Here is a 23,978-nt window from a genome sequence, read left to right on the forward strand (position 1 = left end):
TACATTTTTCATTGTATAAACATCGAAATAATTGTAACTTTGCAAACCTATGTCAGATGCAATTCACCACGAATGTGGTCTCGCTTATGTTAGGTTGCTCAAACCTATTTCATACTACTTCAAAAAGTATGGTACTGCATTTTACGGCTTGAACAAGCTGTACCTTTTAATGGAAAAACAACACAACCGCGGTCAGGACGGAGCCGGCATCGCTACATTAAAACTGAATGTAGAGCCAGGTTACCAGTACATGCACCGTTTGCGTGTATCCGGACCAGGAGCCATTAAAGAGATCTTCAACCAGGTGAATAACGAGGTGGAGGAGCTGGAAAAAATGTATCCGGATCTGAAAACACACCCGGGTATGCTGAAAGGCTATCTGCGCTTCATGGGCGAAACAATGCTGGGTCACCTGAGATACGGTACGCAAGGCCGTAACAATGTTGCCTTCTGTCACCCATTCGTAAAACCGGACATTAACCCGGCAAGAAACCTGACTATGGCAGGTAACTTTAACCTGGTGAATACCGATGAATTGTATAATGCACTGGACAGCCACCCGACACAGGAAGAGCGCACCAGTGACCTGGGTGCGATGATCGAAACCGTTCATCACTACCTATGCCAGGAAGAAGCACTTTCTCCGGAAAACCCGAATATCGCAAGAGTACTGCAACAGGCAACCAGCAAATTTGACGGTGGTTTTGTTTGCGGCGGTCTGGTGGGTAACGGCAGCAGCTTCGTGATGAGAGATAAAAACGGTATCAGACCTGCATATTATTACCAGGATGATGAAGTGATCGTAGTAGCCTCTGAAAGACCGGCTATTCAGACCACCTTCAACCTGCAGATCGAGGATATTAAAGAATTAGAACCGGGTCACGCCGTGATTGTAGATGCCGATGGCACCTTCAATAATGTCCGTATCCTGGAAGAGTCTCCTAAAACCGCTTGTAGCTTCGAACGTATTTATTTCAGCCGCGGTAGCGATGCTGATATCTACAAAGAGCGTATCGCTTTAGGAGAGGCATTATCTGCTGACGTACTGAAAGCGATCAACCATGATCTGAAAAACACGATTGTATCCTTCATTCCGAATACGGCCGAGATCGCCTTCTATGGTCTGATCAAAGGTCTGGAAACCTGGCTGAAAGATGTAGAGGTGGAGCGCATCATCAAGAATAAAGATACCATGAGCGATGAGGAGATCAGAGAACTGATACACCGTCGTGTAAGGATTGAAAAAATAGCCATTAAAGATGTGAAACTGCGCACCTTCATTACCGAAGACAGCAGCCGCGACGAAATGGTACAGCACGTATATGACATCACTTACGGAACTGTAAAGCAAGGTGTTGATACCCTGGTAGTCATCGATGACAGTATTGTAAGAGGTACTACTTTACGCCAGAGCATCATTACCATGCTGGATCGCCTGAAGCCAAAACGCATCATTATCGTTTCCTCGGCACCGCAGATCCGTTACCCGGATTGTTACGGTATCGACATGAGCCGTATGGGCGATTTTATTGCCTTCCAGGCTGCTGTTGACCTGTTGAAAGATCAGGGCAGAGAATCGGTAATGCAGGAAGTATATGACCTGATCAAAAATGCTACCGATGAGCAACTGATGGAAGAAAACTATGTACAACGCATCTATGCAGGCTTTACGGATCAGCAGGTAAGCGATAAAATCGCTGAATTACTGAAACCGGAGCATGTAACGGCACAGGTAGATATCATTTACCAAACCGTAGATGGCTTGCATAAATCTTGTCCGCATAATACCGGTGACTGGTACTTTACCGGCAACTACCCAACCAAAGGTGGTAACCGCGTAGCGAACAAGGCATTCGTGAACTATATGGAACGTAAGACAGGAAGAGGGTATTAATCCCGGACTGTTTATCAATAAATAGCAATGGCTGAGCGGGTGCTCAGCCATTGCTATTTAATCCTGAGATCATTTCCAGCAAAGCAAAGCGATGTCGGGCATGTACAAAATACTGGTTGTAAAGGCAATGTCCGCTCCGGCTGGAATGATGAGCAGCAATAATGACAATTGACTTACATCTTAACGATACGTTTTAACAGTATCCTTATGGTATCCACAATATAATTGGATACATTTGAGTAAGGCAAGAAGGGAATATTCCTGATATGATCCGTTGCCTTTGTATGTTATGAATATAGAAATTACCGGTACCGGCTGTTTTATACCGACAGAAACCGTTACCAATGCGCACTTTTCCGACCACTCCTTTTATATGGAAGATGGAAATCCGTTCCCGCATTCCAATACAATCATTACCCGAAAATTTGTTGATATAACCGGTATCCGGGAGAGAAAGTATGTTTCTGAAAACCAGGCCAATTCTGATATTGCCTTTATTGCAGCAGACCTGGCGGTTAAAGACTCCGGCATAGATCCGGAGACGCTGGACTATATTATTGTAGCCCATAATTTCGGAAATGTCATTAACCAAACCGTACAGACAGATCTGGTACCCAGCATTGCCGCAAGGGTTAAGCATCAGCTACGCATTAAAAATCCGAAGTGTGTGGCCTATGATGTGATTTTTGGCTGTCCGGGCTGGATAGAAGGGGTCATACAGGCACAGGCTTTTATTAAGGCCGGTATGGCCCGTAAATGCCTGGTGATTGGTTCCGAAACGCTATCGCGGGTGGTAGACCACAATGACCGCGATTCGATGATCTATTCTGATGGTGCGGGCGCGACCGTAATCGAACTCATGCCGGAAACGGATGAGCCAAGGGGCATACTGGCTTTTGAGACGGCCAGCTTTACTTATGATGAAGTAGGGTATCTGAACCTGGGCCCTTCTTATGATAAAGAGCGCGATCCCAATATCCGCTATATCAAAATGCAGGGAAGAAAAATATACGAATTTGCCTTACAGCATGTACCTGTGGCTATGGCCAGCTGCCTGAAGCAGAGTGGTATTCCCATAGAACAGGTCACCAAAGTATTGATACACCAGGCCAATGAAAAGATGGATGAAGCCATTCTGCAGCGCTTTTACAAATTATATGATATGGAAATACCTGAGGGTATTATGCCCATGAGTATTCAAACCCTGGGCAATTCCAGTGTAGCCACGATACCCACATTGCTGGACCTGATCCTGAAAGGCAAACTGGAGGACCAGTCACTGTCTAAGGGAGACATTATCCTTTTTGCCTCTGTAGGGGCGGGGATGAATATTAATGCGATTGTATACAGGTTGTAATCCTGATCTATAAATACTTCTGTAAACCATAAAGGATGAGCCTATGCTCATCCTTTATGGTTTACAGAAGGTACAAAACATTCGTAATACTATTCCGTATCCATAACTAATTTCAGCGAATTGGTATAATCATTATCAAAATGTACAGACACGATCTCATTGATCAGAATATCCATAGTGTCTGTTTTCCGGGCATAGCTATCCACTAATTGAACTGTAATCTGCTCCGATTGAACATCTATTATGCTACCGATATAACAAATCTTTTCAGACTTCAACTCAAACTGCAACAGACCATATGTATTCTGAATAGTGAAAAAGAGTGCTGTCTCATTTTCTGATAACATTAGACCAGAAGTGCCGGATAACACTCCTTTACGTTGCACTATATTTTGCTTGAATAGCTCCTCTTCATCTTGTCGAAAAGCGGACACCTTTTTATTATTAATGAGCATATATCCGTCAATAACATAATCTACCGGATTAGATTTCATCAACGTCCAGTGATCGTTATATTCCAGAACCACGCCGCATATAGGGGTACGTCTGTTTTTCACTTTTAAGGAAACAACTTCATTGATATAAGATTTCTTTACCATCCTAATCCGGTTATTTACCTTGTTTAGCCTTTACATATTCCTCGACCAGCTCCGGCGGGCGGCCTACGATGGCCTTATCGCCATCGATCAGGATAGGGCGCTCCAATAGGATAGGGTGCTCGACCAGCACTTCCAGCCATTGCTCGCTTGTCAGTTCTATATCGCCATACAGTGCTTTAAACAGGTCATCTCCGGTACGTACAATATCCTTTGCTTCCTTACCCAGCTTATGCAGCAGCTCAGTCAGTTCTGCTCTGCTCAAAGGATCGGCCACATAATCACGGATGGTATACTCAGCAGTGCTGTGTTGCATATAATCCAAAGCACAGCGGCTTTTGGAACATTCATTTCTATGTAATAAAGTCATCATTGTCTTATTTGTTTAAATGGGCTAAACTGCCCCCTGGTGCAAAGAAACGGTCTACCATGACCTCTACTTCAGGATCAGGAATCAGTGCCGGTGCATGATGCGGTTTTACGCGGGCATCGATAATCAGGTGATCACAGCCCCAGTGCTTATGTTCATAAAAGGCATTGATGCCATGAATATCATGCGAAGGGTTACTGCGCGTAAAGGTTACCCAAAGAAAGTTACTTAATGTTTTTGCGGTAAAGGCCGCATCATCGGCCAGTACAATCATCGGTGTACCCTCCGGCAATTGCCCGTTCAGTCTCGCTTCCAGTTCGCGCATCTCTGCGCTCACCTGACCGTAGGACTGAAACTGTGGTGCCTGCAATACCACCACACCCGGCAGCACCATATGTGCCGGACCAAAGCCCTGCAACTGCTGTAATACAGCAGGCACTTCTTTATCAAGCGTACGTACCGGATCGCCACAGGCAGCAATAACTACCTTAGAACCGGTGTTCAATCCCGTACCGGAATAGTCCAGGGTATCGATGGTGGTATTGGTCTGGAAGTGTATATCCCGCTTCAGGTCTATACGGGAGAGGATATAAGTCAGGAAGTCTGCCTCCTTATGTGTACTCAGCTCCTGTTGCTCCTGTGCGGCAATAAACAGGTATTTGGCCAGGCTCAGTTGCCCGGTACCCAATATGCGATTAGCCACGGTCAGGATCTCTGCCGGTCTTTTTACTTTCTGATAAGGTGTATAGCGTTCATATCCGATCGCAAATAAAAGCGGATGTACACCAGCTACATCTACAGCATGTACCTCTTTCACACCCGGCACTTCTTTAGGCATAGCTTCGCCTGTAAGTTCGTGTATCAGGTCACCAAAGGCAGTATCTTCCTGCGGTGGGCGACCCACTACGGTAAATGGCCAGATGGCATTCTTGCGGGCATATACCTGCTTCACCTTCATGACCGGGAAAGGGTGGGTGAGGCTGTAATAGCCCAGATGATCTCCGAAAGGCCCTTCGGGCTTGGTCTCATCGGGATAGATATCGCCGGTAATCACGAAGTCGGCATCATGGCTGATGCAATACCCATCTTCATAACTGTACCGGAATCGTCTGCCGGATAGTAAACCCGCAAAGGTCAGTTCGCTCAAACCCTCTGGCAGCGGCATTACCGCAGCGAGGGTATGGGCCGGCGGACCACCCACAAATATGCTCACCTTCAGCGGCTGTCCCTTACGAGCCGCTTTCTGCTGGTGTACGCCTATGCCACGATGTATCTGGTAATGCAGACCGATCTCTTCGTCCTTGATATATTTATTGCCCGAAAGCTGTATGCGGTACATACCCAGGTTAGCATTCATCACACCCGGTTTTTCGGGATCTTCACTGTATACCTGCGGAAGGGTGATGAAGGCACCACCATCCATAGGCCAGTGATGGATCTGCGGCAGATCACTGATCCTGATGCGCTCAAAATCATTGGGCAGATTACTATATTGCTTCGGCAGGGCATTCCAGGCAGCAAGGCCGGTGCGTATATGTTTAAAAGGAGCTTTCAGCGCCTTCATAGGATCATTCTTCAGCCGTATGATCTCTTCGGTTTTTGCTATGGTCTCTCGAAACAGGAATTTGCTGCGATCCAGGTTGCCAAACAGATTTGATGCGGCACGGTATTTAGAGCCTTTTACTTTTTCAAATAAAAGGGCTGGCCCATGCTGGGCAAACACCCGCAGGTGCAGGGCCGCCATCTCCAGGTAAGGGTCAACTTCTTCTTTAATTCTGACTAATTGTCCCTCCTGTTCCAGGTCCAGGACACTCTCTTCTATGCTTTTATGAATCATTATTTCGACGGAGTAAAACAGCTACAAATATACTCCGAAATGATGAGTCAGGGGCATAAAAAAGGTTCCGGATGGCTTCCGGAACCTTAAGGCAAAAGTAAACAATATAGACTAGAAAGTATAGCGAAGGCCGATCTGCATACCCCAGGTGCTGGAAGAGTTTACGCTCTTCATAAAAGCTTTTTTAGGGAATACGGTCTGGCCGTTTTCTTTAACAGTAAGCATATTGAAGCTTGGTTTACCATCGGAGGATACGCTGTTTACCACCAATGGCGTATAGGCATACTGGTTACCATTGTTCAGCTGGCTGTAATAACCCCAGTCTTTGTTCAGGAGGTTACCCACATTCAGTATATCCAGGCTGATCTGTAACGTATTGCGGCGGTTGTTTTTACCGAAACGGGTATACACATCCTGCAGGATACGTGCATCGAAGCGGTTCAGCCATGGCAGCAGACCAGCATTACGTTCTACATACTCGCCTTTGTACTTAGACAGTACTTTATCATTAGCCAGGAAGGCATCAAATGCAGCTCTCTGCTCCTCTGCACTATAGGTCTTACCCCCAACGGTCAGCGGTACAAAATTGATCTCAGAAGAGCTGGCCGGTAAGTACATCAGGTCCAGAGACACCCCGTCCTTATTGATATCTCCGGAATAAGTATAGGCATAACGGCCCTGGTTGGAACCCTGGTAGAACAATGATATGGTAGTCGCCAGGTGATCGGCATAATTAATACGATAAGAAACTGAACCTACTACACGGTGCGGAATAGCGTACTGAGAGATACCCAGTAACTGCTCATTCGGATCGTTGATAGAATAGTTATTAGACCAGGCAGAGTTGGCTGCCGATCCCGGGTTACCGGTGATGTCTTTGGCCGCAGAATAGTTATAGAATAAGGAACCGCTGAATCCATGATAGTTGCTCACACTCACACCCGCAGAAGCCGCTACAGACTGCCCCAGGCTGCTGTTGGCCAGTACCGGGATAATGGTTCCGGTACTATTGGTATACTTCACATCATTATTAAAGTAATCACGGGTATCACCACCATTATTCAGCTTGGCCGTAGCTGCTTTCCTGTTGGCATTATACTGATACACGCCTACGATATCTTTGGTATAAATCACATCTGCGGTGAATACCAGCGGCGTATTGCCCAGTCTGTAATCGATACCCACATTGGATCTCCACACCTGCGGCATTTTAAAATCCGGATCGATCAGGGAGAAAGAACCCGGTACGGCTGCTTTAGGAGAAGACGGAAAATCTGAGGTCAGCTTGCTCGGCCAGTACATCGGATCTGCCTCCAGGTGATCAATTTTATTCAGGGTAGCTGCACTTACCGGCTCAAAGGTATTCTGGATTACACCGGCATTTGTCGGCATATTGGTAAACCATACGAACGGAATATTACCGGTAAAGATACCTGTACCACCTCTTAATTGCAGGGAACGATCACCTACTACATCGTAGTTGAACCCTACACGCGGGGATAACATGATTTTTGATTTAGGCCACATTGCAGTGGTAAAGGTTGTCGGTACGCCTTTGTTATTCAGTAACTGTACGGTATCTATAGAGGCATTGCCCACCGGTTTGTTGAAGAACAGGGGCATATCTGCACGCAGACCGTAGGTCAGTTTAAACTGCGGATTTACATTAACCTGATCCTGTACATAAAGACCCGCCAGGCCAAAGTTTACACGGGCATAATTATCTGCACCATTATAGGCATAAGTCACGCCATATGCAGTAGGCTTGCCTCCAGCAAGGAATTCAGATACGGAGTTATAACGATAGTAGGAGGTACCCATACGCATATAGCTATTGGCATAGCTCATGGTCTGGAAGTTAAGCCCTCCGGTAAAGTTATGTTTGCCTACCTGATACGTAATATTGTCTACGATGTTGATGTTATTATTGATCACATCATTATTGTAGGAGAATAGTTCTGTACCAAAGCTCATGTAGTTGTTCTTACCGGTACGCTTTCCGGTAGAATCTGCCGGCTGCAGGTCACCATCCCAGATATCTACAAAAGGAAACAGGTTGCCCGGTGTACTGCGGGTATCCTGTATGCGGCTGTAGGTAGCCAGTAACTGGTTAGATACCTTCGGAGAGATCTTGCTGTTGAGCTCTGCTGAAACAGACATTACCTTGTTCAGGAAAGAGTAATTGGCATTCTCGAATGAAATAGATTCGGAACCGATACGGGATGCCGTAGAGCGGGGATTAGGACCGGATGTGGCATTGGTACCCTGATCGGATGTACCCCGCATCTGGTTGTATTTTACCGTAAGGGTATTTTTATCATTTATGTTCCAGTCCAGGCGCAGTAAGCCTTTGATGTTATTATTGACATAGTTATCGGCATAGCCTTCATAACGTCCGGGATCATAACCATATTGATTTTTCAGGTAATTGCTTACCGACATCAGGTCGCTTTCTTTTACGCGGGTTACATTGGCCTCACTGCCATTGCTGCCATTATTCGCTTTCCAGAGATTACCCTGGCTCAGCTGGTTTTCATATTCGAAGTTGGCAAAGAAGAACAGTTTATTCTTAATGATCGGTCCGCCGAAACGCACACCGTATGTCTCGCCCGAAGTACGGCTTGATTTGGCTAATGTATCGCTACCCACCTTAACACCATTGAAGGATTTAGGGCGCAGGAATGCGTATGCCGATCCGGTAAAATCATTGGTACCGCTGCGGGTCACCGCATTGATTCCGGCACCGGTAAAGCCCGTCTGGCGTACATCATAAGGAGCAACGTTCACCTGCACTTCTTCAATCGCATCGATAGAGATCGGCTGGTTACCACCACCTGGCAGCGGATCGGAGCTGAGCCCGAAACCATTATTAAAGCTGGCACCATCGATCTGTACATTGTTATATCGTCCGTCACGACCGGCAAAGCCATTACCATTGGCCTGTGGCGTAAGACGGGTAAAGTCTGTAAGGCTTCTCTTAATCGTAGGCATACGACTGATCGTCGTTACATTGATATTGGTAGAAGCACCGGTGCGATCGCTGTTCAGCAAAGGATTTTTAAAAGCCAGTACCTCTACTGCACTCAATTCCTTGTTCTGATCTGCACCTATTTTAGCCTGTAATACATAATCATCTCCCAGGGCCAGTGTAAGGTCTTTATATACCTGCTCGCCACTGCCCATAGAGCTTACCGTAACGGTATACGGGCCACCGGGGCGCATACCCTGCATACTGAAATAGCCGTTCTCTGTACTAACGGTACTGTATTTCGTTCCGGATGGCATATGTATTGCGGTCACAATTGCTCCGGGAACAATAGCATTCTGCTCATCTTTAACGGTTCCTCTGATACCCGATGTGGTTACCTGTGCACTGGCAACTATACCGGAAGCGATAAATGCTCCGGTCAACATTAACGCGTACTTGTTCTTCATAATTTATATTATTTAAAATATGAAACAAAAGTAGACAGCTAATATTATGGAATAATTACGGAATCGTTAATTGCAGACTAAGCCAAAAAAGCCCTGAAGTAAACAACTTCAGGGCCTTAATACTATGTACTATATTATTAACCTCTACTTTTTCAGGAACTCTTCCCAGTCTCTCAGCTGAGATCCTTTCAATACACGTGGGAATTTGTTCATCGCGCCATATTTACCCATATGCTTCAGGTAATCAATAAAGCGCTCTTTCGGCAGGATCTCTACAAAGACTTCCTTCAATGCAGATTGTCTCTCTACCGCGTAATCATCATTGATTTTACACAGGGTTTCATCAATAATCCTTTTAATCTGTTCTTTGTCCGCATCAACATTATCACAACCGATATACCATCTGTGTGCAAAGCGGTTCTCGTAAGCGAAGCCGGTCACGGTAAATTCACCGATATGAAGGCCTGTCTCACTCGCCAGTGCATCAATGGCTTTGTTCATATTGTCTACAGACATATGCTCGCCGCACAGGCTCAGGAACTGCTTGGTACGGCCTACAATGATGATCTCGTTATGTCTTACAGAGGTAAAACGCACTACATCACCGATGATATAACGCCATGCACCGGAACAGGTCGATAGCATTACGGCATAATCGATACCTTTTTCTACCTCGTGGATAAACTTGGTCTGTGCATTTGGTTTGATCTCGCCATCTTCCGTAAAGTTCTCTTCTGTAAACGGAACGAACTCAAAGAAGATACCGGAATTCAGTTCCAGTTGTATGCCTGAAACCCCAGGTCTGGACTGGAAGCCAAAGGACCCCTCAGAAGCCATATAGGTTTCGATATAAGTAACCGGCTTGCCCATCAGGCGTTTCAGCGGCTCGCGGTATGGTTCAAAAGCCACACCACCGTGAATATATACAGCCAGGTTAGGCCACATTTCATGAATATTATTCAGCTTGTATTTCTTCACAATCTCCTCCAGTACAATCAGCGCCCAGGCAGGAACACCACAAAGCGTGCCCACATTCCATTTAGGAGCACTCTCCACGATCAACTTGATGCGCTCTTCCCAGTTGGGGCTTTTAGAGATTTTCTTTCCTGGTTTGTAGAGTAAATTGGAGAATAATTTAGGCATATTCTTGGCACTGATGCCACTCATATCCCCCTCATAATAATCTTCGCGCTCCAGCAGGGAAGTGGTACCGCCCAGCATCAGGATGCCTTTGGTAAATGTTGCCGGTGGAATGTCGAAGTTGGTCATGGAATAGAATTGCTTCAATCCCACTTTTTTGATAGACCGGATCATATCAGAAGTCACCGGGATGTGCTTGCTTGCTGATTCCGAAGTACCGGAGCTCAGGGCGAAATATTTTACTTTACCCGGCCAGGCCACATCGCTTTCGCTTTTCAGACAACGATGCCACCATTGCTCGTGCATGGAGTTATAGTTATGTGCAGGAATGCCGTTTTTGAATACCATCGGAAAGTCAACCGCTTCCGAGAGTATTTTTTCAAATCCGTAATGTTTTCCGAAGGAAGTGTATTGGGCTTTTTCCAACAACTTTTTCAAAGTCTTGCGTTGCAGATTCCAGTCGTTGTCCTTTTTCTTGCTGAAACGTTTACGAATCTTAAGGGAACGGGAAATGATTTCTCCTATTAAAGGCATAATAAATTGAGACAGTAATGTTTTCAGGTGCGAAGTTAACTATATTCATTGTGCATTAACAAATAAAGTATTTAAAAGATAACACAACAAATGGCCATATTACGGTTAAATACAGTAAATAGAGTAGGGTACATGCACTCAGGCATCTCAGCAGCGCTGCTGTATCACCGCCAGTAACTCATCCGGTGTATGCGCCATAGAAAGTGCTGCATCACCCTGTATTACCCCGGCGCCCTCAAATCCCCAGCTGACCCATACCGGCTTTATGCCCGCCTTATCACAGGCCGTAATATCCCGCTGCTCATCACAAATATAGAGCACCTCATCACTATGCAGTTTTTGTTCCCGCAGAAATTTGCGGAAGACCCTGTCTTTACCAAAGAGCTTTCCCGAACAGTAAATATCATCCGGAGGTGCTATGCCGTTCAGCTCCATTATGCCCTTTATAATAACCGGATCATTGGAGGAAAGAATCCCGACCTTCAGTCCTGAAGTACGAAGAGTATCCAGCAAAGCAGCCATACCGGGAATAAGCGGCACATCCATTATCTGCTCCTGGTATATCGCAAGCATCTCCTTTCTGAGGAAGGGAAGTCTGTATAAGGGAACCTTCAGGTACAGGAAGCGGTCCAGCATAGACAGACTATTGATATAGTCCAGCTCTTCGGGCTTTATTGTCTTGAAATGATACTTTTCAGCAATGCGGTTAAAGGCAATTACCACAGCATCTTTAGAATCGACCAGCGTGCCGTCGAAGTCGAAAAGGACATATCGGATCATAATAAAATAGCTTCCCGGTATTATTGCGGGTCGGTCAAATGTACAATAAGTCCTACATATGTCATAAATTCGCCATTAGACACATAAAATTTATATTACTTTGTTAAAATGAAATGATTTAACTACTTTTGCACACGTTTTAAATCGCCAGTACAGATGACATCAAAAATGATCCAAAAGGAAGAGATTGAAAATTATTTAATCGTTCCTGCGGCACAAGACAAATCAACTTCTTTAATCAAAGAATTAGAATATGCGGTAAGATTGGGTAATGAGTATAAAGGTAAAACCATTATTACCTTCCAATCCTCAGAAGGCCCGCTGACTGTTGAAACGACAGTATGGTCCGTTACCGAAAGGAATATTCAGCTGAAAGGCGGAATCATTATTCCTTTGTCCAGCATCATTATGGTATCTTTCTAAAAAAATTCTTTTAATTTAACATATTCAGGGATAGTTTCGCGTAGAAATTATCCTTTATTTTTATTTATGAGAATCGGCGTCAATACAAGATTATTACTTAAAGGAAAACTGGAAGGCATAGGATGGTTTGCACATGAAACCCTGAAACGCATTGTGCAGGATCATCCCGAACATGAATTTTTCTTTTTCTTCGATCGTCCTTATGATCCGGAATTTGTCTTTGCCTCCAATGTAACCCCGGTAGTGATTGGCCCGCAAGCCCGCCATCCCATTTTATTTTATATCTGGTGCGAATGGAGCATTCCTCATGCGCTGAAAAAATACAAGATAGACCTATACCTATCTCCGGACAACTACGGTAGTCTGCGTACCAAAGTACCTACCTGTCTCGTTATTCATGACCTGGCTTTCGAGCACTATCCCAAATTTGTCAAGCGGTCTCACCTGATGCATTATAAGCATTATATGCCCAGGTTTGCCGCAAAAGCGACCCGCATTGCCACCGTTTCGACGTTTACCAAAGAAGACCTGGTTGAAAAATACAAGGTACCTGCAGACAAGATCGACGTGGTGTATAATGGCGCCCATGACGAATACAAACCTTTGCCTTACGAAGAGCGGAAAGCTGTAAAAGAGCAGTATACCGGGGGTAAAGAATTTTTCCTGTTTATCGGTGCCCTGCATCCCCGCAAGAACATTATCAATATGCTAAAGGCATTTGTAAAGTTCAAAAGGAGACAGAAAAGCCCGATGAAGCTGGTTATTGTCGGCCGCCTGGCCTGGCTTTCCAAAGAGATACAGGAAGCCAAAGACCGCATGCCTTATAAGGAAGATGTGATCTGGCTGGGATATAAGCCTGTAGAGGAACTGGCACGCATTACCGCTGCCGCCTATGCAATGCTGTATCCGTCATTGTTTGAAGGCTTTGGTATTCCTATCCTGGAGGCACTGACCTGTAATGTACCGGTTATTGCATCCAATACCTCTTCTATGCCGGAGGTAACCGGAGATGCCGGTATACTGGTAGACCCATCTGATGTAGACGATATTGCCAGTGCTATGGAGAAAATGTACAAAGATGAGCAGTTGCGTGACCGCATGGTACGCCTGGCGCCTGTACAAAGCAGCAAATTCAGCTGGGATAAAAGTGCGGAAAATCTATGGGCATCTATGATGCGTTGCGTAGAATAAACAAATCCGCTATGGCTACAAAGGGGAGTTACGGAGAACAACTGGCTGTTGCCTACCTGCAGGAAAAACAGCATAAGATACTGCATACTAACCTGCGCATTGGCCGCAGAGAGGTGGACATTGTTTCCCTGGAGGGTTCACTGCTGATATTTACAGAGGTTAAAACCCGTACCAGCTTTGACTTTGGCTATCCCGAAGCCGCCGTTACCCCACAGAAACAAGAACATATCAAAAGCGTTGCCGCAGCTTACTTACAGGAACATCAGGAGTATGAGCAGATCCGATTTGATGTAATCAGTATCCTGCTACAGAACGGAAAGGCTGTAGAATATCATCATATCGAAGGGGCTTTTTACTGAACCCGATCATTCATCAAAGATCTCGAGCAGCACCGGGCGTGTTGCTTTGTCAATAACCACAGCCACTTTCTTTAAAAAGGATGGTGCCAATGTAGGACAGCCATCGCTCTGGCAGATAGGATAGGGTGCAACCTCTCCACTGGGCACACACTCATGCGCATGTAAAACGACAAACCGTTCAAAGGCATTATTATTGGTACTGTCCAGGCCGTACAGCTTATAAGCCAGTCCGAATTTGCCCTGGTAGGGTGCCCCGATCATATAACGGCCCAGAGAGGTACAGCCACAACCTACTTCATTACCATAGCGCCTGCTGATCTGCACCGTTTCGTTACACCGGCCATGTGCCACAAGACTTTGCTGTATGACCCTTTTCTTTTGCAGGTCATATACAAAAAAGCGATTGCTTCCGGAAGGCAGCCGCATATCGGCCATCAGTACCACTGCGGTATCATAACCGTGCCTGCGGGCATAACCCAGCAACTTAGCTGCACGGCGGTCCAGTACGGAGCGAAGGGAGACATCAACGACAGGGGGCCGTTTCGCCTCGGGATTACGGTTACGGAATAAATAATTGGCAGTCTGTTGATAATGCAAGACACAAAAAAGAAGTACACTGGCCAGAATAATGCCACCAGCGAGTAACAATGCTTTTTTCATAATAATGATTACTGCAATTTATCCATTCCTTTGTTGCAAAAGGGTTAAATTTGCAATCTTTTTACTTGTACGAATATATAATCACCACGTAATATGCTTTTAGCACTTAATAATATAACCTTTTCTTTCGGAGCCCGCACCATGCTTGATGAGGCCAGCTGGCAGATCGGAGAAAATGAACGTATCGGACTAATCGGGCCTAACGGTGCCGGGAAATCTACATTATTAAGACTGATCACCGGAGAATACCGGGCTGAATCAGGCAATATGCAGAAAGCCAATGATACCACATTGGGCTTTTTCAACCAGGACCTGCTTAGCTTCTCGACTGATGACAGCATTGTTTCTGTATGTATGCAGGCTTATGAGAAGGCTGCCGAAATGGAAAAACAGATTGAGCAGCTGACCAAAGAACTGGAGACTAATTATGAAGATGAGGCATTGCTGCTGAAATACAGCGAGGCACTGCATGAATTTGAACTGGCCGGGGGCTATGAAATGGAACATAAAGCATCGGCAGTACTGGAAGGTTTAGGTTTCCAGACCAAGGATCTGCACCGTCCGTACAACCAGTTTTCCGGCGGATGGAGAATGCGTGTACTGCTGGCAAAAATCATGCTGCAGCAACCCGACATTCTGCTGCTCGATGAGCCTACGAACCACCTGGATTTACCCTCTATCGAATGGCTGGAAAAATACCTGCAATCTTATCCGGGTACGGTGATCATCGTATCGCATGACCGTTACTTCCTTGACAGAATGGTCACCAAGATTGTAGAACTGTTCCAGCAGAAGCTGCATATCTACTCTGGTAACTACTCTTTCTACGAAGAGGAGAAAGCTACCCGAATGGAGTTTATGGAGCGTGAGTACGAGAACCAGCAGAAATATATCAAACAGCAGGAACGCTTTATTGAGCGCTTCCGTGCACAGGCCACTAAGGCGGCTCAGGCGCAGAGTGCGATCAAACGCCTGGAAAAACTGGACCGTATAGAGCTGAATGAAGATAGCGGACCACGCATGAACATCAACTTTGCAGTGTCTGTGACACCGGGCAAGATCATCTGCGACCTGAAGAATGTTTCTAAAGCGTATGGTGACCTGCAACTGCTGAAAAATACAGATGCTGAAATTATACGTGGCGACAAAATTGCACTGGTCGGGGCCAATGGTAAAGGTAAATCTACATTAATGCGCATCATTACCGGCACTGAATCATTTGAAGGTACCCGTACCGGATGGCATAATGTAATTGCCAGTTTCTATGCACAGCACCAGCTGGAAAGTCTGAATATTGAACATACCATTCTGGAGGAACTGAAATCCTGCGGCAGTAATAAGACGGAGGTGCAGCTGAGACAACTCCTGGGTTGTTTCCTCTTCTCTGGCGATGATGTATTTAAAAAGATCAAGGTATTGTCGGGAGGAGAAAAGGCTAGGGTAGCACTGGCCAAGGTAATCACCAGCAATGCTAACTTCCTGCTGCTCGATGAGCCTACGAACCACCTGGATATGCAGTCTGTAGAACTGCTGATCGAGGCCCTGCAACAGTATGAAGGTACACTGATCCTGATTTCGCATGACCGTTACTTTGTGAGTAAAACGGCTAATAAGTACTGGGAGATTGAAGAAGGCAAGATCAAATCCTTCGAAGGCCCGTACGATGAGTGGATATACTGGAAAGAGAAAACAGCCGCTAAAGCAAAAGAAGCCCTGGCTGCTGAAAAGAATGCTCCGAAAGCGCCTGTGGTAAAGGAAACACCCGTGGTGACCAATAATAATAACCAGGTAAACCGCGCGCAGCAAAAAGAGGTACAAAAGCAACAGAAAACGGTAGAACGCCTGGAGCAGCAATTGAGTGAAGCGGTGAAACTGAAAGCGCAATATGAAAGTGACCTGGGCAACCCGGATATCTATGCAGATAAGGTACTGTTCAAGCAGGCTGAAGACCGTTACAGTGCTCAGCTGGCACAATGTGATGCCCTGCAGGCACAGTATGATACGGCTTTTGAAAAGCTGATGGAACTGGAAGAAGGATTGTAAGAGATATAAAATCTCATTTAAACATAGGCCGGCAGGATAGTATTATCTTAGCCGGCCTATATATATTTTAGTAGTATAATTGATTTGAATGGTATTACTTTCCTGATATTGTTCAAACAATTGTTCAAGGTCTGCGATCATGGCTGCATAAGCCTGGTGGCCCACCTTGGGCATATAAGAAGAAGACAATAATCTTCCCTTCAGTCCTTCAAAGTCAAAAATCTGCTGATTGGTAAACTCATGTTGTACACAGAGTCCGGGCGCAAAGAACATTTTAATATCGGCATATTCAATATTACGATGCTGCACCTGTACATAGTCGATCGCATACCGGAGAATCAGCTCATCGTATGCCTGTTCGAACCGGCTCTGGATTAAGCGTTCGTTCCATATTAGGATAACCAGTCCTTCGGGTTTTAGAATGCGTGCAAACTCTTTACGTACCGCAGCCTTATCAAACCAGTGAAAGGCCTGGGCAGCCATAAGCACGTCAATACTACCATCGTCCAATCCGGTATGCTCTGCAGTACCATCCTGTATACTGAAGGTTTCAAATTGCTGCAGATCTGCAATCGCTGCCTGCCGCATCTCTTGATTGGGCTCTACCCCAATAACCCTATACCCATGGTCGAGGAATAAACGACTGGAGATGCCGGTACCCGCACCTATATCTGCAATGCTATACTCCGCAGCAGAGAAGCCATAATGCTGCTCCAGAAACGGTACGATCGCAGCAGGATAACCAGGCCGGTACCGCTTATAGTCTTCTACGCGATCACTGAACCGTGTAGTGCTGTTTTGCTTGTCCATATTGTTTATACTTAAGGTTATGAAATCGGATAGGTGCCAAAAAAAATATGAAAAGCGTTAGCTTTTCATATTGATAAATTGTAATGGCAGTTCCAGCGAAGAGCTTCTGCACAGTGCAATGACTTCCTGCAGGTCATCGATTTTCTTGCCCGTTACACGGATAATATCGTCCATAATCGCCGCCTGTACTTTCGCGCCGCTGTCTTTGATCATTTTCACAATCTTTTTCGCATCGGTCTGGTCTATACCATTACGGATCTTGATTTCTTTTCTAACATATTTACCCGATGCCGTATGCTCTTTGGTCAGGTCAAAACATTTTGCATCCAGACCCTGGCGCATTGCTTTGGTCAAAATAATATCTTCTGCCTGTTTTAACTGCATTTCACTCTCGATTTCCAGTTTCAGTACGGAGTTTTTCTTATCCAGGTCTATTTCGCAATGGCACCCTTTGAAATCATAACGAGTGCTGATTTCCTTTTTAGCGGTGTTAATAGCATTGTCTAAAGTTTGTAAATCTACTTTACTGCTTATATCAAAAGAAGGCATAATAATAAGTTTACACAAAGATAGTATTTTATGTCTAAATCCGCTGACAGCAACAGCCTTACGCTTATGAAAAGGGCAAAAAATACTAAGCGTTGGTTAATCCTTCTAGTATTATATGTAACTTTAGCTCCTGCCGCATCTTAATTAAAACGTCCTTAAAACATAAAATTATTACAACATGAGATACTCGTTCCTGATCGCCGGTGCCCTGATGGCTACCGTTTCGCTGGGTAGCTGCGCTGCCGGTAAGAAAAACAAAACCAACACTAGTGTTATTACTAATGCAGAAGCGCTGAAACAAAAATGGATGGTGAAAGAAATCAGAGGCGGAGATAATGCTATGCTGCTGAAAAAAGCAGCATATATTACCTTCAACAAAGAAGATTCAAGAGGTGCGGCCAACTTCGGCTGCAATGGCATGGGCTTTGATTACAGTATTCCTGCTGTGGGTAAGATCAAATTCGGCAATGTGATCAGCACTATGATGTTCTGTGAAGGCATTACACAGATGGAAAGTGCATTCTCTCACGGGGTAAAAGACGAAATGAGCTATGAGATCAAAGGTCATTTCCTGTACCTGAAAGACAACAAAGGAGTGTTCCTGACGGCCGTAAGACCAGACTGGGATTAATTATATACCCGTTACTTTTTCAAGATAATGTTGTTGAATGCCAAAGTACGCTTTGGCATTTTTTATTTTATCCAGCAGCAATTGTTTCTGTGCCGGATCCTGGTGGCCTTTTTTAGCACCTACGATCAGTACATTTTTAGGTGTATGTGCATCAGATATAAATTCAAACACTTTGGTATGGTAGCCGAAATATTCCAGGATCAGTGCACGTATGCCATCCGTCACCATTTCTGACTGACGCTCGGTAAAGATGCCATGCTTCAGCAGGAAGTCCAGGTCATTATCTGCCTTATGCTGCTCTATCTCCCGGCGGATCTGTTTATGACAACAAGGTGCAACTACGATCAGGTCTGCATCACCATGAATTCCCTTAGCAATAGCATCGTCTGTGGCTGTATCGCAGGCATGCAGGGCAATCAATACATCGATCTCTTCGGGCTGATATGCTTCTATTGTACCTTCTTCAAAATGCAGTTTATCAAAACCTACATTACCGGCAATGTTATTACACAGTGCTACCAGATCCTGTCGATACTCAACTCCCGTAACGGTTGCAGGTTTCTTCAGGGTATTGGTCAGGTAATCATATAAGGCAAAGGTCAGGTATCCCTTACCGGCACCCATATCAGCTACATGCAGCATATCCTTTGCCGGCAGCTCTTTCAGCAGGGTACTTAAGATTTCTATATAGTGATTGATCTGACGGAATTTATCCTGCGCACTTTTATATACCTTTCCTTCTGCGTCTGTGATCTGTAATTCATGCAGGTACTGCTTGCCATTGGCTTCCAGCTTACGCTGCTTGGTACGGTCATGAGATTTCTCAGGCACCACATTCAGACTGGCTTTGCCTTTACGGAAGGTCAGTGTATTGCTTTTATTAAACTCCAGAACGGCATCAAATGCAGTGGTAAAAAGAGTGGCAATACGAAACTGATCTGTAGCAATATGAGTACTCAGCTCTGTACGGGCCTCCTCCGGCGTATAGTTCTTTACAATATCCCTGGTCTTATAGCGATACGTAAAACTCAGCATCGCCTTCTGTTTGATCAGCACTGCTTTTACATAGATATTCTTCAGCGGCTCTGTGCCACGGTAGTTACCCAGGCTGATCTTCACCAGGCTATCGTCAGCCATGCTCTGGTCCAGGGCAGCAAAAAAGTCATTAAAAGCAGTTTGCATAAAACAGGTATTTTTTTAACACAACAACACCAGGTAAACTGGTGTTGCTGAATCAGAATGATCAAAAATATTATCAGTAAAGACTAGTGTCTGAAGTGTCTCTGACCGGTCATTACCATAGCCAGGTTATGCTCCTTACAGTATTCAATGCTGTCTTTATCGCGGATAGAGCCACCCGGTTGGATAAAGGCTACAACACCTTCTTTATCGGCCATCTCCACACAGTCATTGAATGGGAAGAAAGCATCAGATGCCAGTACAGCACCATTCAGGTCAAACTTGAATTGTTTGGCTTTTTCAATCGCATGACGCAGGGCATCTACACGGCTGGTCTGACCACAACCTTTACCAATCAGTTGTTTATCTTTTACTAATGCGATTGCATTACTTTTTAGGTGTTTACAAACGATGTTTGCAAACGTCAGTTCTGCTTTTTCTGCTTCGGTAACCGTTCTGCCGCCAACATCTTCCCATTTCTCGAAGTTGCCCTGATCTGCGTCCTGTACCAGTGTACCATTCAGGATAGACTTAAAGTTGGTTACATAAGAAGCCGTTTGCTCGTTCATCGCCAGCAGGATACGGTTTTTCTTGGATTTCAGGATCGCCAGTGCTTCTTCGTCGAAAGAAGGTGCCATTAATACTTCAAAGAAGATCTCGTTGATCGCATTAGCCGTAGCTACATCAACCGTTTTATTGGTAATCAGTACACCACCAAAAGCACTTTCCGGATCACCGGCCAGCGCAGCATCCCAGGCTTCTTTTACCGTAGTTCTTGCAGCCACACCGCATACGTTGGTATGTTTAATGATCGCAAATACAGCATCATCAGCCGCTTTGAAATCGCTGATCAGTTGTACCGCAGCATCAACATCAACCAGGTTATTATAAGACAGTTCTTTACCGTTTACCTGGTTGAAGATTTCGTTCAGGTCACCGTAGAAGCTTGCAGACTGATGAGGGTTCTCACCGTAACGCAGGCTCTGCTTATGTTTCAGCGGTTGTAAAATAGTACCGTTAAAGTAGTTGTTGATCGCAATATCGTAGTTCATTACTACTTCAAATGCTTTGGCAGCAAATGCTTTACGCTGTTCCAGACTGGTTTCACCATTTTGCTCACGCAGCATGTTTTCCAGTACAGCATAATCATGCTTATCGGCCAGTACTACTAAGTCTTTAAAGTTTTTAGCCGCCGCACGAATCATAGAAGGTCCACCGATATCGATTTTCTCGATGATCAGTTGCTCTTCGTTAGTATTTTTTAAAGTCTCTTCAAATGGATACAGATCTACAATCACCAGGTCGATCTCCGGGATATTGTATTCTTTCATTTCTGCCAGATCCTGCTCATTGCTTCTTCTGCCCAGGATACCACCGAATACTGCAGGGTGCAGGGTTTTCACGCGGCCGCCCAGAATAGCAGGGTAGGTAGTCAGGCTTTCTACCGGAACACATGGGATGCTCAGGTCTTCAATAAACTGCTGTGTACCACCAGTAGAGTAAATGGTTACTCCCTGACGGTGCAGTTCCTGCACCAGCGGTGCCAGACCATCTTTGTAGAATACGGAAATTAAAGCCGATTTGATCGATTTTGTAGACATATAATTTATATTGAAATATTAGCCAATTGCTTTGGGCTGCAAATTTCGGTATTTTTTGCAAGTATTCAAAAAGTACCTTCAACAGGCCGCCCAGCACATCCAACAATAAGCGGCAGCAGGCTACCACACTCCCTTAATCAGCACATTGATGTATAGATAATGCTTCCGAAATAGGACAAAAGAGCTGTTTTCAGGTGTAGTTGACAGGATAGCAGCATTTTTTTTATTAAAATAGATTTTTTCTCAAATAAATGAATTAATAAAAACCATCCTATTATAAATTACCAAAAATAAATTATTTTATTTTTTCACTGTTTCATGAATTATTTGTCACAGTACTGTTTTATTTCACATTTTTATGATATACCTTAGCTTTAGTTAACGGATTTATAAAGAGAAAGGCGTAAAACTGATCACTGAGGCCTGAAAAAAATCAATATGATGCAGTATAAAAAGAGTTATTACTTTATTAAAGGAAATGTGCTTGTCGGCGGAAAATATGAAATCATTTATTCCACTTTATCCAATAAACTATATGCCCTGGATCAACAGATCGGCGGATTGATAGAAGAAGGACAGTTTGAACAGATACCGGAAAATATCCTGAATAAGCTGGTGGAAGATAAGTTCATACGGTTATCGGAAACAAACGAACTGCAGGAACACATTACGGTAAACAAGCAGGCTATCGATAATGACAGCTATACCTTATACCAGTCTATACAGCCCTCTGCGAACTGCCAGTTAGGATGCAGTTACTGCGGCCAGTCTCACAACAAAAAGACAATGGGCTTCTTCCAGGAAGAGGCCATCCTGAGCAGGGTAGTGCATAACCTTACTAAGAAGGAGTATAAGGCACTGGGTATTTGCTGGTTTGGCGGTGAGCCGCTGATGGGGATCAAATCTATCCGCAGCCTGAGCAACCGGTTTCAGGATTTATGCAATGAACAGCAACTGGACTATAGTGCAAAGATCGTTACTAACGGGCTTAGCCTGAAACGGGAGATATTCTTTGACCTGCTGCTGAACCATAAGGTAGATGAGTTTGAGATCACCCTGGATGGTACGGCAACCTATCATGACCAGCGCAGGCATACTAAGGAGGGTAACCATACATTCGATATTATCCTCAACAACCTCAAATCTATTGTAAATGATGAACGGTTTGCACAGCATAAGCCAACACTGATCATTCGTTCCAATATAGACAAGAACAATTACGAGAGTATTACTGAACTGGTAGAACTGCTGGAACAGGAAAATATATTCAAGTACGCCAAGTTCTACCTGGCTCCGATCCACTCCTGGGGTAATGATGCGCACTTTACCTCGCTCTCTGATACTGAATTTGCAGATATAGAGCTGGAGATGAAGCTGCAATTACTGGCCAAAGGCTATCCGATACAATTTGTACCCGGCCAGCAGAAGAATATTGTGTGCATGAGCCTGAAAGATAATGCGGAACTGTTTGATGCAGAAGGCAACCTCTTTAACTGCTCCGAAGTATCGCAGGTGCCGGTGTATGAGAATAATAATAACCAGCACCGCATTGCACAGTACACTCATTCTTCCAACGAACTGATCGATGAGACCTTCCGTCCGTTCAGCAACTGGAACGATACTATCCTGAAAGGGGAGGTGCCTTGCTCTACATGCAAGATACTACCCATATGCGGAGGACAATGTCCTAAACTATGGCATGAGGGTATACAAGCCTGCCCATCTGTGAAGTTCAATTTCCCAGACCGCATTGTAGCACAGTTCTATGCCAATAATATGCTGGATGCAAATAAGAATGAAATGAACTACCTGAGCATAGGCTAAACCGGCATTGCCGGTAACCAACCTGATATTTTCTAACCCCTAAATACATATCAATTATGAACAGTTTCGAACAACTGAAGAAAAAGCTGGAAGTAGTAAAGCTGGAAGAACGCCTGGAAATGGTACAAATGGTGCCTTCTGCAACATTAGAAGCAGGCGATAATGGCTGTTGCTCCTTCACCGACTCCAGCTGTAACCCTAAAGAAGTTGTAAAACCAACTCCGAAATAGTATTTATTCCTAACCCCTAAACAATAACAATTATGAACAACAGTTTCGAACAACTGAAGAAAAAACTGGAAGTAGTAAAGCTGGAAGAGCGCCTGGAAATGGTACAATTAGTAGCCTCAACTGCCACCCTGGAAGGTGACAATGGCTGTTGCTCTTTTACCGATTCTAACTGCAATCCTAAAGAAGTTGTAAAACCAACCACTAAGTAATTTTTTTCCTAATCCTTAATCAACAAAACTATGAACAACAGTTTCGATCAATTAAAGAAAAAACTCGAAGTAGTAAAACTGGAAGAGCGCCTGGAAATGGTGCAACTGGTACCATCACAATCTTTAGAAGAAGGCAGCAACGGCTGTTGCTCATGGACTGACTCCAGCTGTAACCCTAAAGAAGTAGTTAAGCCGACACCAACGACTAAAGGCTAGTCCGGAATAACCACTTATTATCATGAATAATTTCGAACAGTTGAAAAGCTGCCTGAAGTAGTAAACAATGAAGGAGTGCCTGTACAATGGCACTACAAATTCCTTCATAA

General features: G+C 44.7%; 22 protein-coding genes. 11 read left to right on the plus strand and 11 right to left on the minus strand.

What is annotated here, in order from left to right; translation table 11 throughout:
- Window positions 1-169: 169 nt before the first annotated feature.
- Both EMP01_RS10250 and EMP01_RS10255 read left to right on the plus strand, forming a co-directional pair.
- Window positions 170-1,894 (plus strand): amidophosphoribosyltransferase, encoded by a 1,725-nt coding sequence (locus EMP01_RS10250; RefSeq protein WP_237559518.1) that lies wholly within the window; start codon window positions 170-172, stop codon window positions 1,892-1,894.
- A gap of 289 nt (window positions 1,895-2,183) precedes the next feature.
- Complete coding sequence (locus tag EMP01_RS10255) at window positions 2,184-3,251, plus strand: 3-oxoacyl-ACP synthase III family protein (RefSeq protein WP_129021429.1); 1,068 nt, start codon at window positions 2,184-2,186, stop codon at window positions 3,249-3,251.
- Between the two features lie 89 nt (window positions 3,252-3,340).
- Here the strand turns inward: EMP01_RS10255 and EMP01_RS10260 are convergent, their stop codons facing one another.
- The 6 genes from EMP01_RS10260 to EMP01_RS10285 form a co-directional block, all read right to left on the minus strand.
- Window positions 3,341-3,850, minus strand: a complete 510-nt coding sequence (locus tag EMP01_RS10260; RefSeq protein ID WP_129021430.1) for a hypothetical protein — start codon at window positions 3,848-3,850, stop codon at window positions 3,341-3,343.
- 10 nt (window positions 3,851-3,860) lie between these two features.
- Window positions 3,861-4,220, minus strand: a complete 360-nt coding sequence (locus EMP01_RS10265; protein ID WP_129021431.1) for an arsenate reductase family protein — start codon at window positions 4,218-4,220, stop codon at window positions 3,861-3,863.
- 4 nt (window positions 4,221-4,224) lie between these two features.
- Window positions 4,225-6,054 (minus strand): UbiD family decarboxylase, encoded by a 1,830-nt coding sequence (locus EMP01_RS10270; RefSeq protein ID WP_202616049.1) that lies wholly within the window; start codon window positions 6,052-6,054, stop codon window positions 4,225-4,227.
- Window positions 6,055-6,165: 111 nt separating this feature from the next.
- On the minus strand, window positions 6,166-9,489 hold the full coding sequence (locus tag EMP01_RS10275; RefSeq protein WP_202616050.1) for a TonB-dependent receptor: 3,324 nt from the start codon (window positions 9,487-9,489) through the stop codon (window positions 6,166-6,168).
- A gap of 144 nt (window positions 9,490-9,633) precedes the next feature.
- Entirely contained in the window at window positions 9,634-11,163 is a 1,530-nt protein-coding gene (locus tag EMP01_RS10280) for a GH3 family domain-containing protein (protein ID WP_129021432.1), read from the minus strand.
- A gap of 147 nt (window positions 11,164-11,310) precedes the next feature.
- Window positions 11,311-11,943, minus strand: coding sequence for an HAD hydrolase-like protein (locus EMP01_RS10285; RefSeq protein ID WP_129021433.1), 633 nt, complete (start codon window positions 11,941-11,943; stop codon window positions 11,311-11,313).
- 156 nt (window positions 11,944-12,099) lie between these two features.
- On the opposite strand from EMP01_RS10285, the gene EMP01_RS10290 reads away from it, so the two are divergent.
- The 3 genes from EMP01_RS10290 (at window position 12,100) to EMP01_RS10300 (ending at window position 13,916) form a co-directional block, all read left to right on the plus strand.
- On the plus strand, window positions 12,100-12,366 hold the full coding sequence (locus EMP01_RS10290; protein WP_129021434.1) for a hypothetical protein: 267 nt from the start codon (window positions 12,100-12,102) through the stop codon (window positions 12,364-12,366).
- A gap of 66 nt (window positions 12,367-12,432) precedes the next feature.
- Entirely contained in the window at window positions 12,433-13,557 is a 1,125-nt protein-coding gene (locus EMP01_RS10295; protein ID WP_129021435.1) for a glycosyltransferase family 4 protein, read from the plus strand.
- Between the two features lie 11 nt (window positions 13,558-13,568).
- Complete coding sequence (locus EMP01_RS10300) at window positions 13,569-13,916, plus strand: YraN family protein (RefSeq protein ID WP_161971309.1); 348 nt, start codon at window positions 13,569-13,571, stop codon at window positions 13,914-13,916.
- A 6-nt stretch (window positions 13,917-13,922) separates the two neighbouring features.
- Here the strand turns inward: EMP01_RS10300 and EMP01_RS10305 are convergent, their stop codons facing one another.
- Complete coding sequence (locus tag EMP01_RS10305) at window positions 13,923-14,576, minus strand: murein L,D-transpeptidase catalytic domain-containing protein (RefSeq protein WP_129021437.1); 654 nt, start codon at window positions 14,574-14,576, stop codon at window positions 13,923-13,925.
- Between the two features lie 93 nt (window positions 14,577-14,669).
- On the opposite strand from EMP01_RS10305, the gene EMP01_RS10310 reads away from it, so the two are divergent.
- Window positions 14,670-16,619: an ABC-F family ATP-binding cassette domain-containing protein gene (locus tag EMP01_RS10310; RefSeq protein ID WP_129021438.1), complete on the plus strand. Its 1,950-nt coding sequence runs from the start codon at window positions 14,670-14,672 to the stop codon at window positions 16,617-16,619.
- Between the two features lie 42 nt (window positions 16,620-16,661).
- Here the strand turns inward: EMP01_RS10310 and EMP01_RS10315 are convergent, their stop codons facing one another.
- Window positions 16,662-17,429 (minus strand): class I SAM-dependent methyltransferase, encoded by a 768-nt coding sequence (locus tag EMP01_RS10315; protein ID WP_129021439.1) that lies wholly within the window; start codon window positions 17,427-17,429, stop codon window positions 16,662-16,664.
- A 57-nt stretch (window positions 17,430-17,486) separates the two neighbouring features.
- On the minus strand, window positions 17,487-17,978 hold the full coding sequence (locus EMP01_RS10320) for a YajQ family cyclic di-GMP-binding protein (protein WP_129021440.1): 492 nt from the start codon (window positions 17,976-17,978) through the stop codon (window positions 17,487-17,489).
- A 178-nt stretch (window positions 17,979-18,156) separates the two neighbouring features.
- On the opposite strand from EMP01_RS10320, the gene EMP01_RS10325 reads away from it, so the two are divergent.
- Window positions 18,157-18,609: an META domain-containing protein gene (locus EMP01_RS10325; protein WP_129021441.1), complete on the plus strand. Its 453-nt coding sequence runs from the start codon at window positions 18,157-18,159 to the stop codon at window positions 18,607-18,609.
- Here the strand turns inward: EMP01_RS10325 and EMP01_RS10330 are convergent, their stop codons facing one another.
- Window positions 18,610-19,791 carry a class I SAM-dependent methyltransferase gene (locus EMP01_RS10330; protein ID WP_129021442.1) on the minus strand — a complete coding sequence of 394 codons (1,182 nt, stop codon included), beginning with the start codon at window positions 19,789-19,791 and terminating at the stop codon, window positions 18,610-18,612. It abuts the gene before it with no gap.
- A gap of 83 nt (window positions 19,792-19,874) precedes the next feature.
- Complete coding sequence (gene purH, locus EMP01_RS10335; RefSeq protein WP_129021443.1) at window positions 19,875-21,389, minus strand: bifunctional phosphoribosylaminoimidazolecarboxamide formyltransferase/IMP cyclohydrolase; 1,515 nt, start codon at window positions 21,387-21,389, stop codon at window positions 19,875-19,877.
- Window positions 21,390-21,827: 438 nt separating this feature from the next.
- Here purH and EMP01_RS10340 point away from each other — a divergent pair, with 438 nt between their 5' ends.
- Genes EMP01_RS10340 through EMP01_RS10345 form a run of 4 tightly spaced genes read left to right on the plus strand, consistent with a single transcriptional unit; the run spans window position 21,828 to window position 23,868 of the window.
- Complete coding sequence (locus EMP01_RS10340; protein WP_129021444.1) at window positions 21,828-23,213, plus strand: radical SAM/SPASM domain-containing protein; 1,386 nt, start codon at window positions 21,828-21,830, stop codon at window positions 23,211-23,213.
- A 56-nt stretch (window positions 23,214-23,269) separates the two neighbouring features.
- The gene (locus EMP01_RS15535) at window positions 23,270-23,443 is read left to right on the plus strand and encodes a hypothetical protein (RefSeq protein ID WP_161971310.1); all 174 of its coding nucleotides are present in this window, start codon (window positions 23,270-23,272) and stop codon (window positions 23,441-23,443) included.
- A 32-nt stretch (window positions 23,444-23,475) separates the two neighbouring features.
- Complete coding sequence (locus EMP01_RS15540) at window positions 23,476-23,652, plus strand: hypothetical protein (protein WP_161971311.1); 177 nt, start codon at window positions 23,476-23,478, stop codon at window positions 23,650-23,652.
- Window positions 23,653-23,682: 30 nt separating this feature from the next.
- Window positions 23,683-23,868: a hypothetical protein gene (locus EMP01_RS10345; RefSeq protein ID WP_129021445.1), complete on the plus strand. Its 186-nt coding sequence runs from the start codon at window positions 23,683-23,685 to the stop codon at window positions 23,866-23,868.
- Window positions 23,869-23,978 lie beyond the last annotated feature (110 nt).

Origin of the sequence: Edaphocola flava (genome assembly GCF_004118155.1) — a bacterium.
Taxonomy (GTDB): domain Bacteria; phylum Bacteroidota; class Bacteroidia; order Chitinophagales; family Chitinophagaceae; genus Edaphocola; species Edaphocola flava.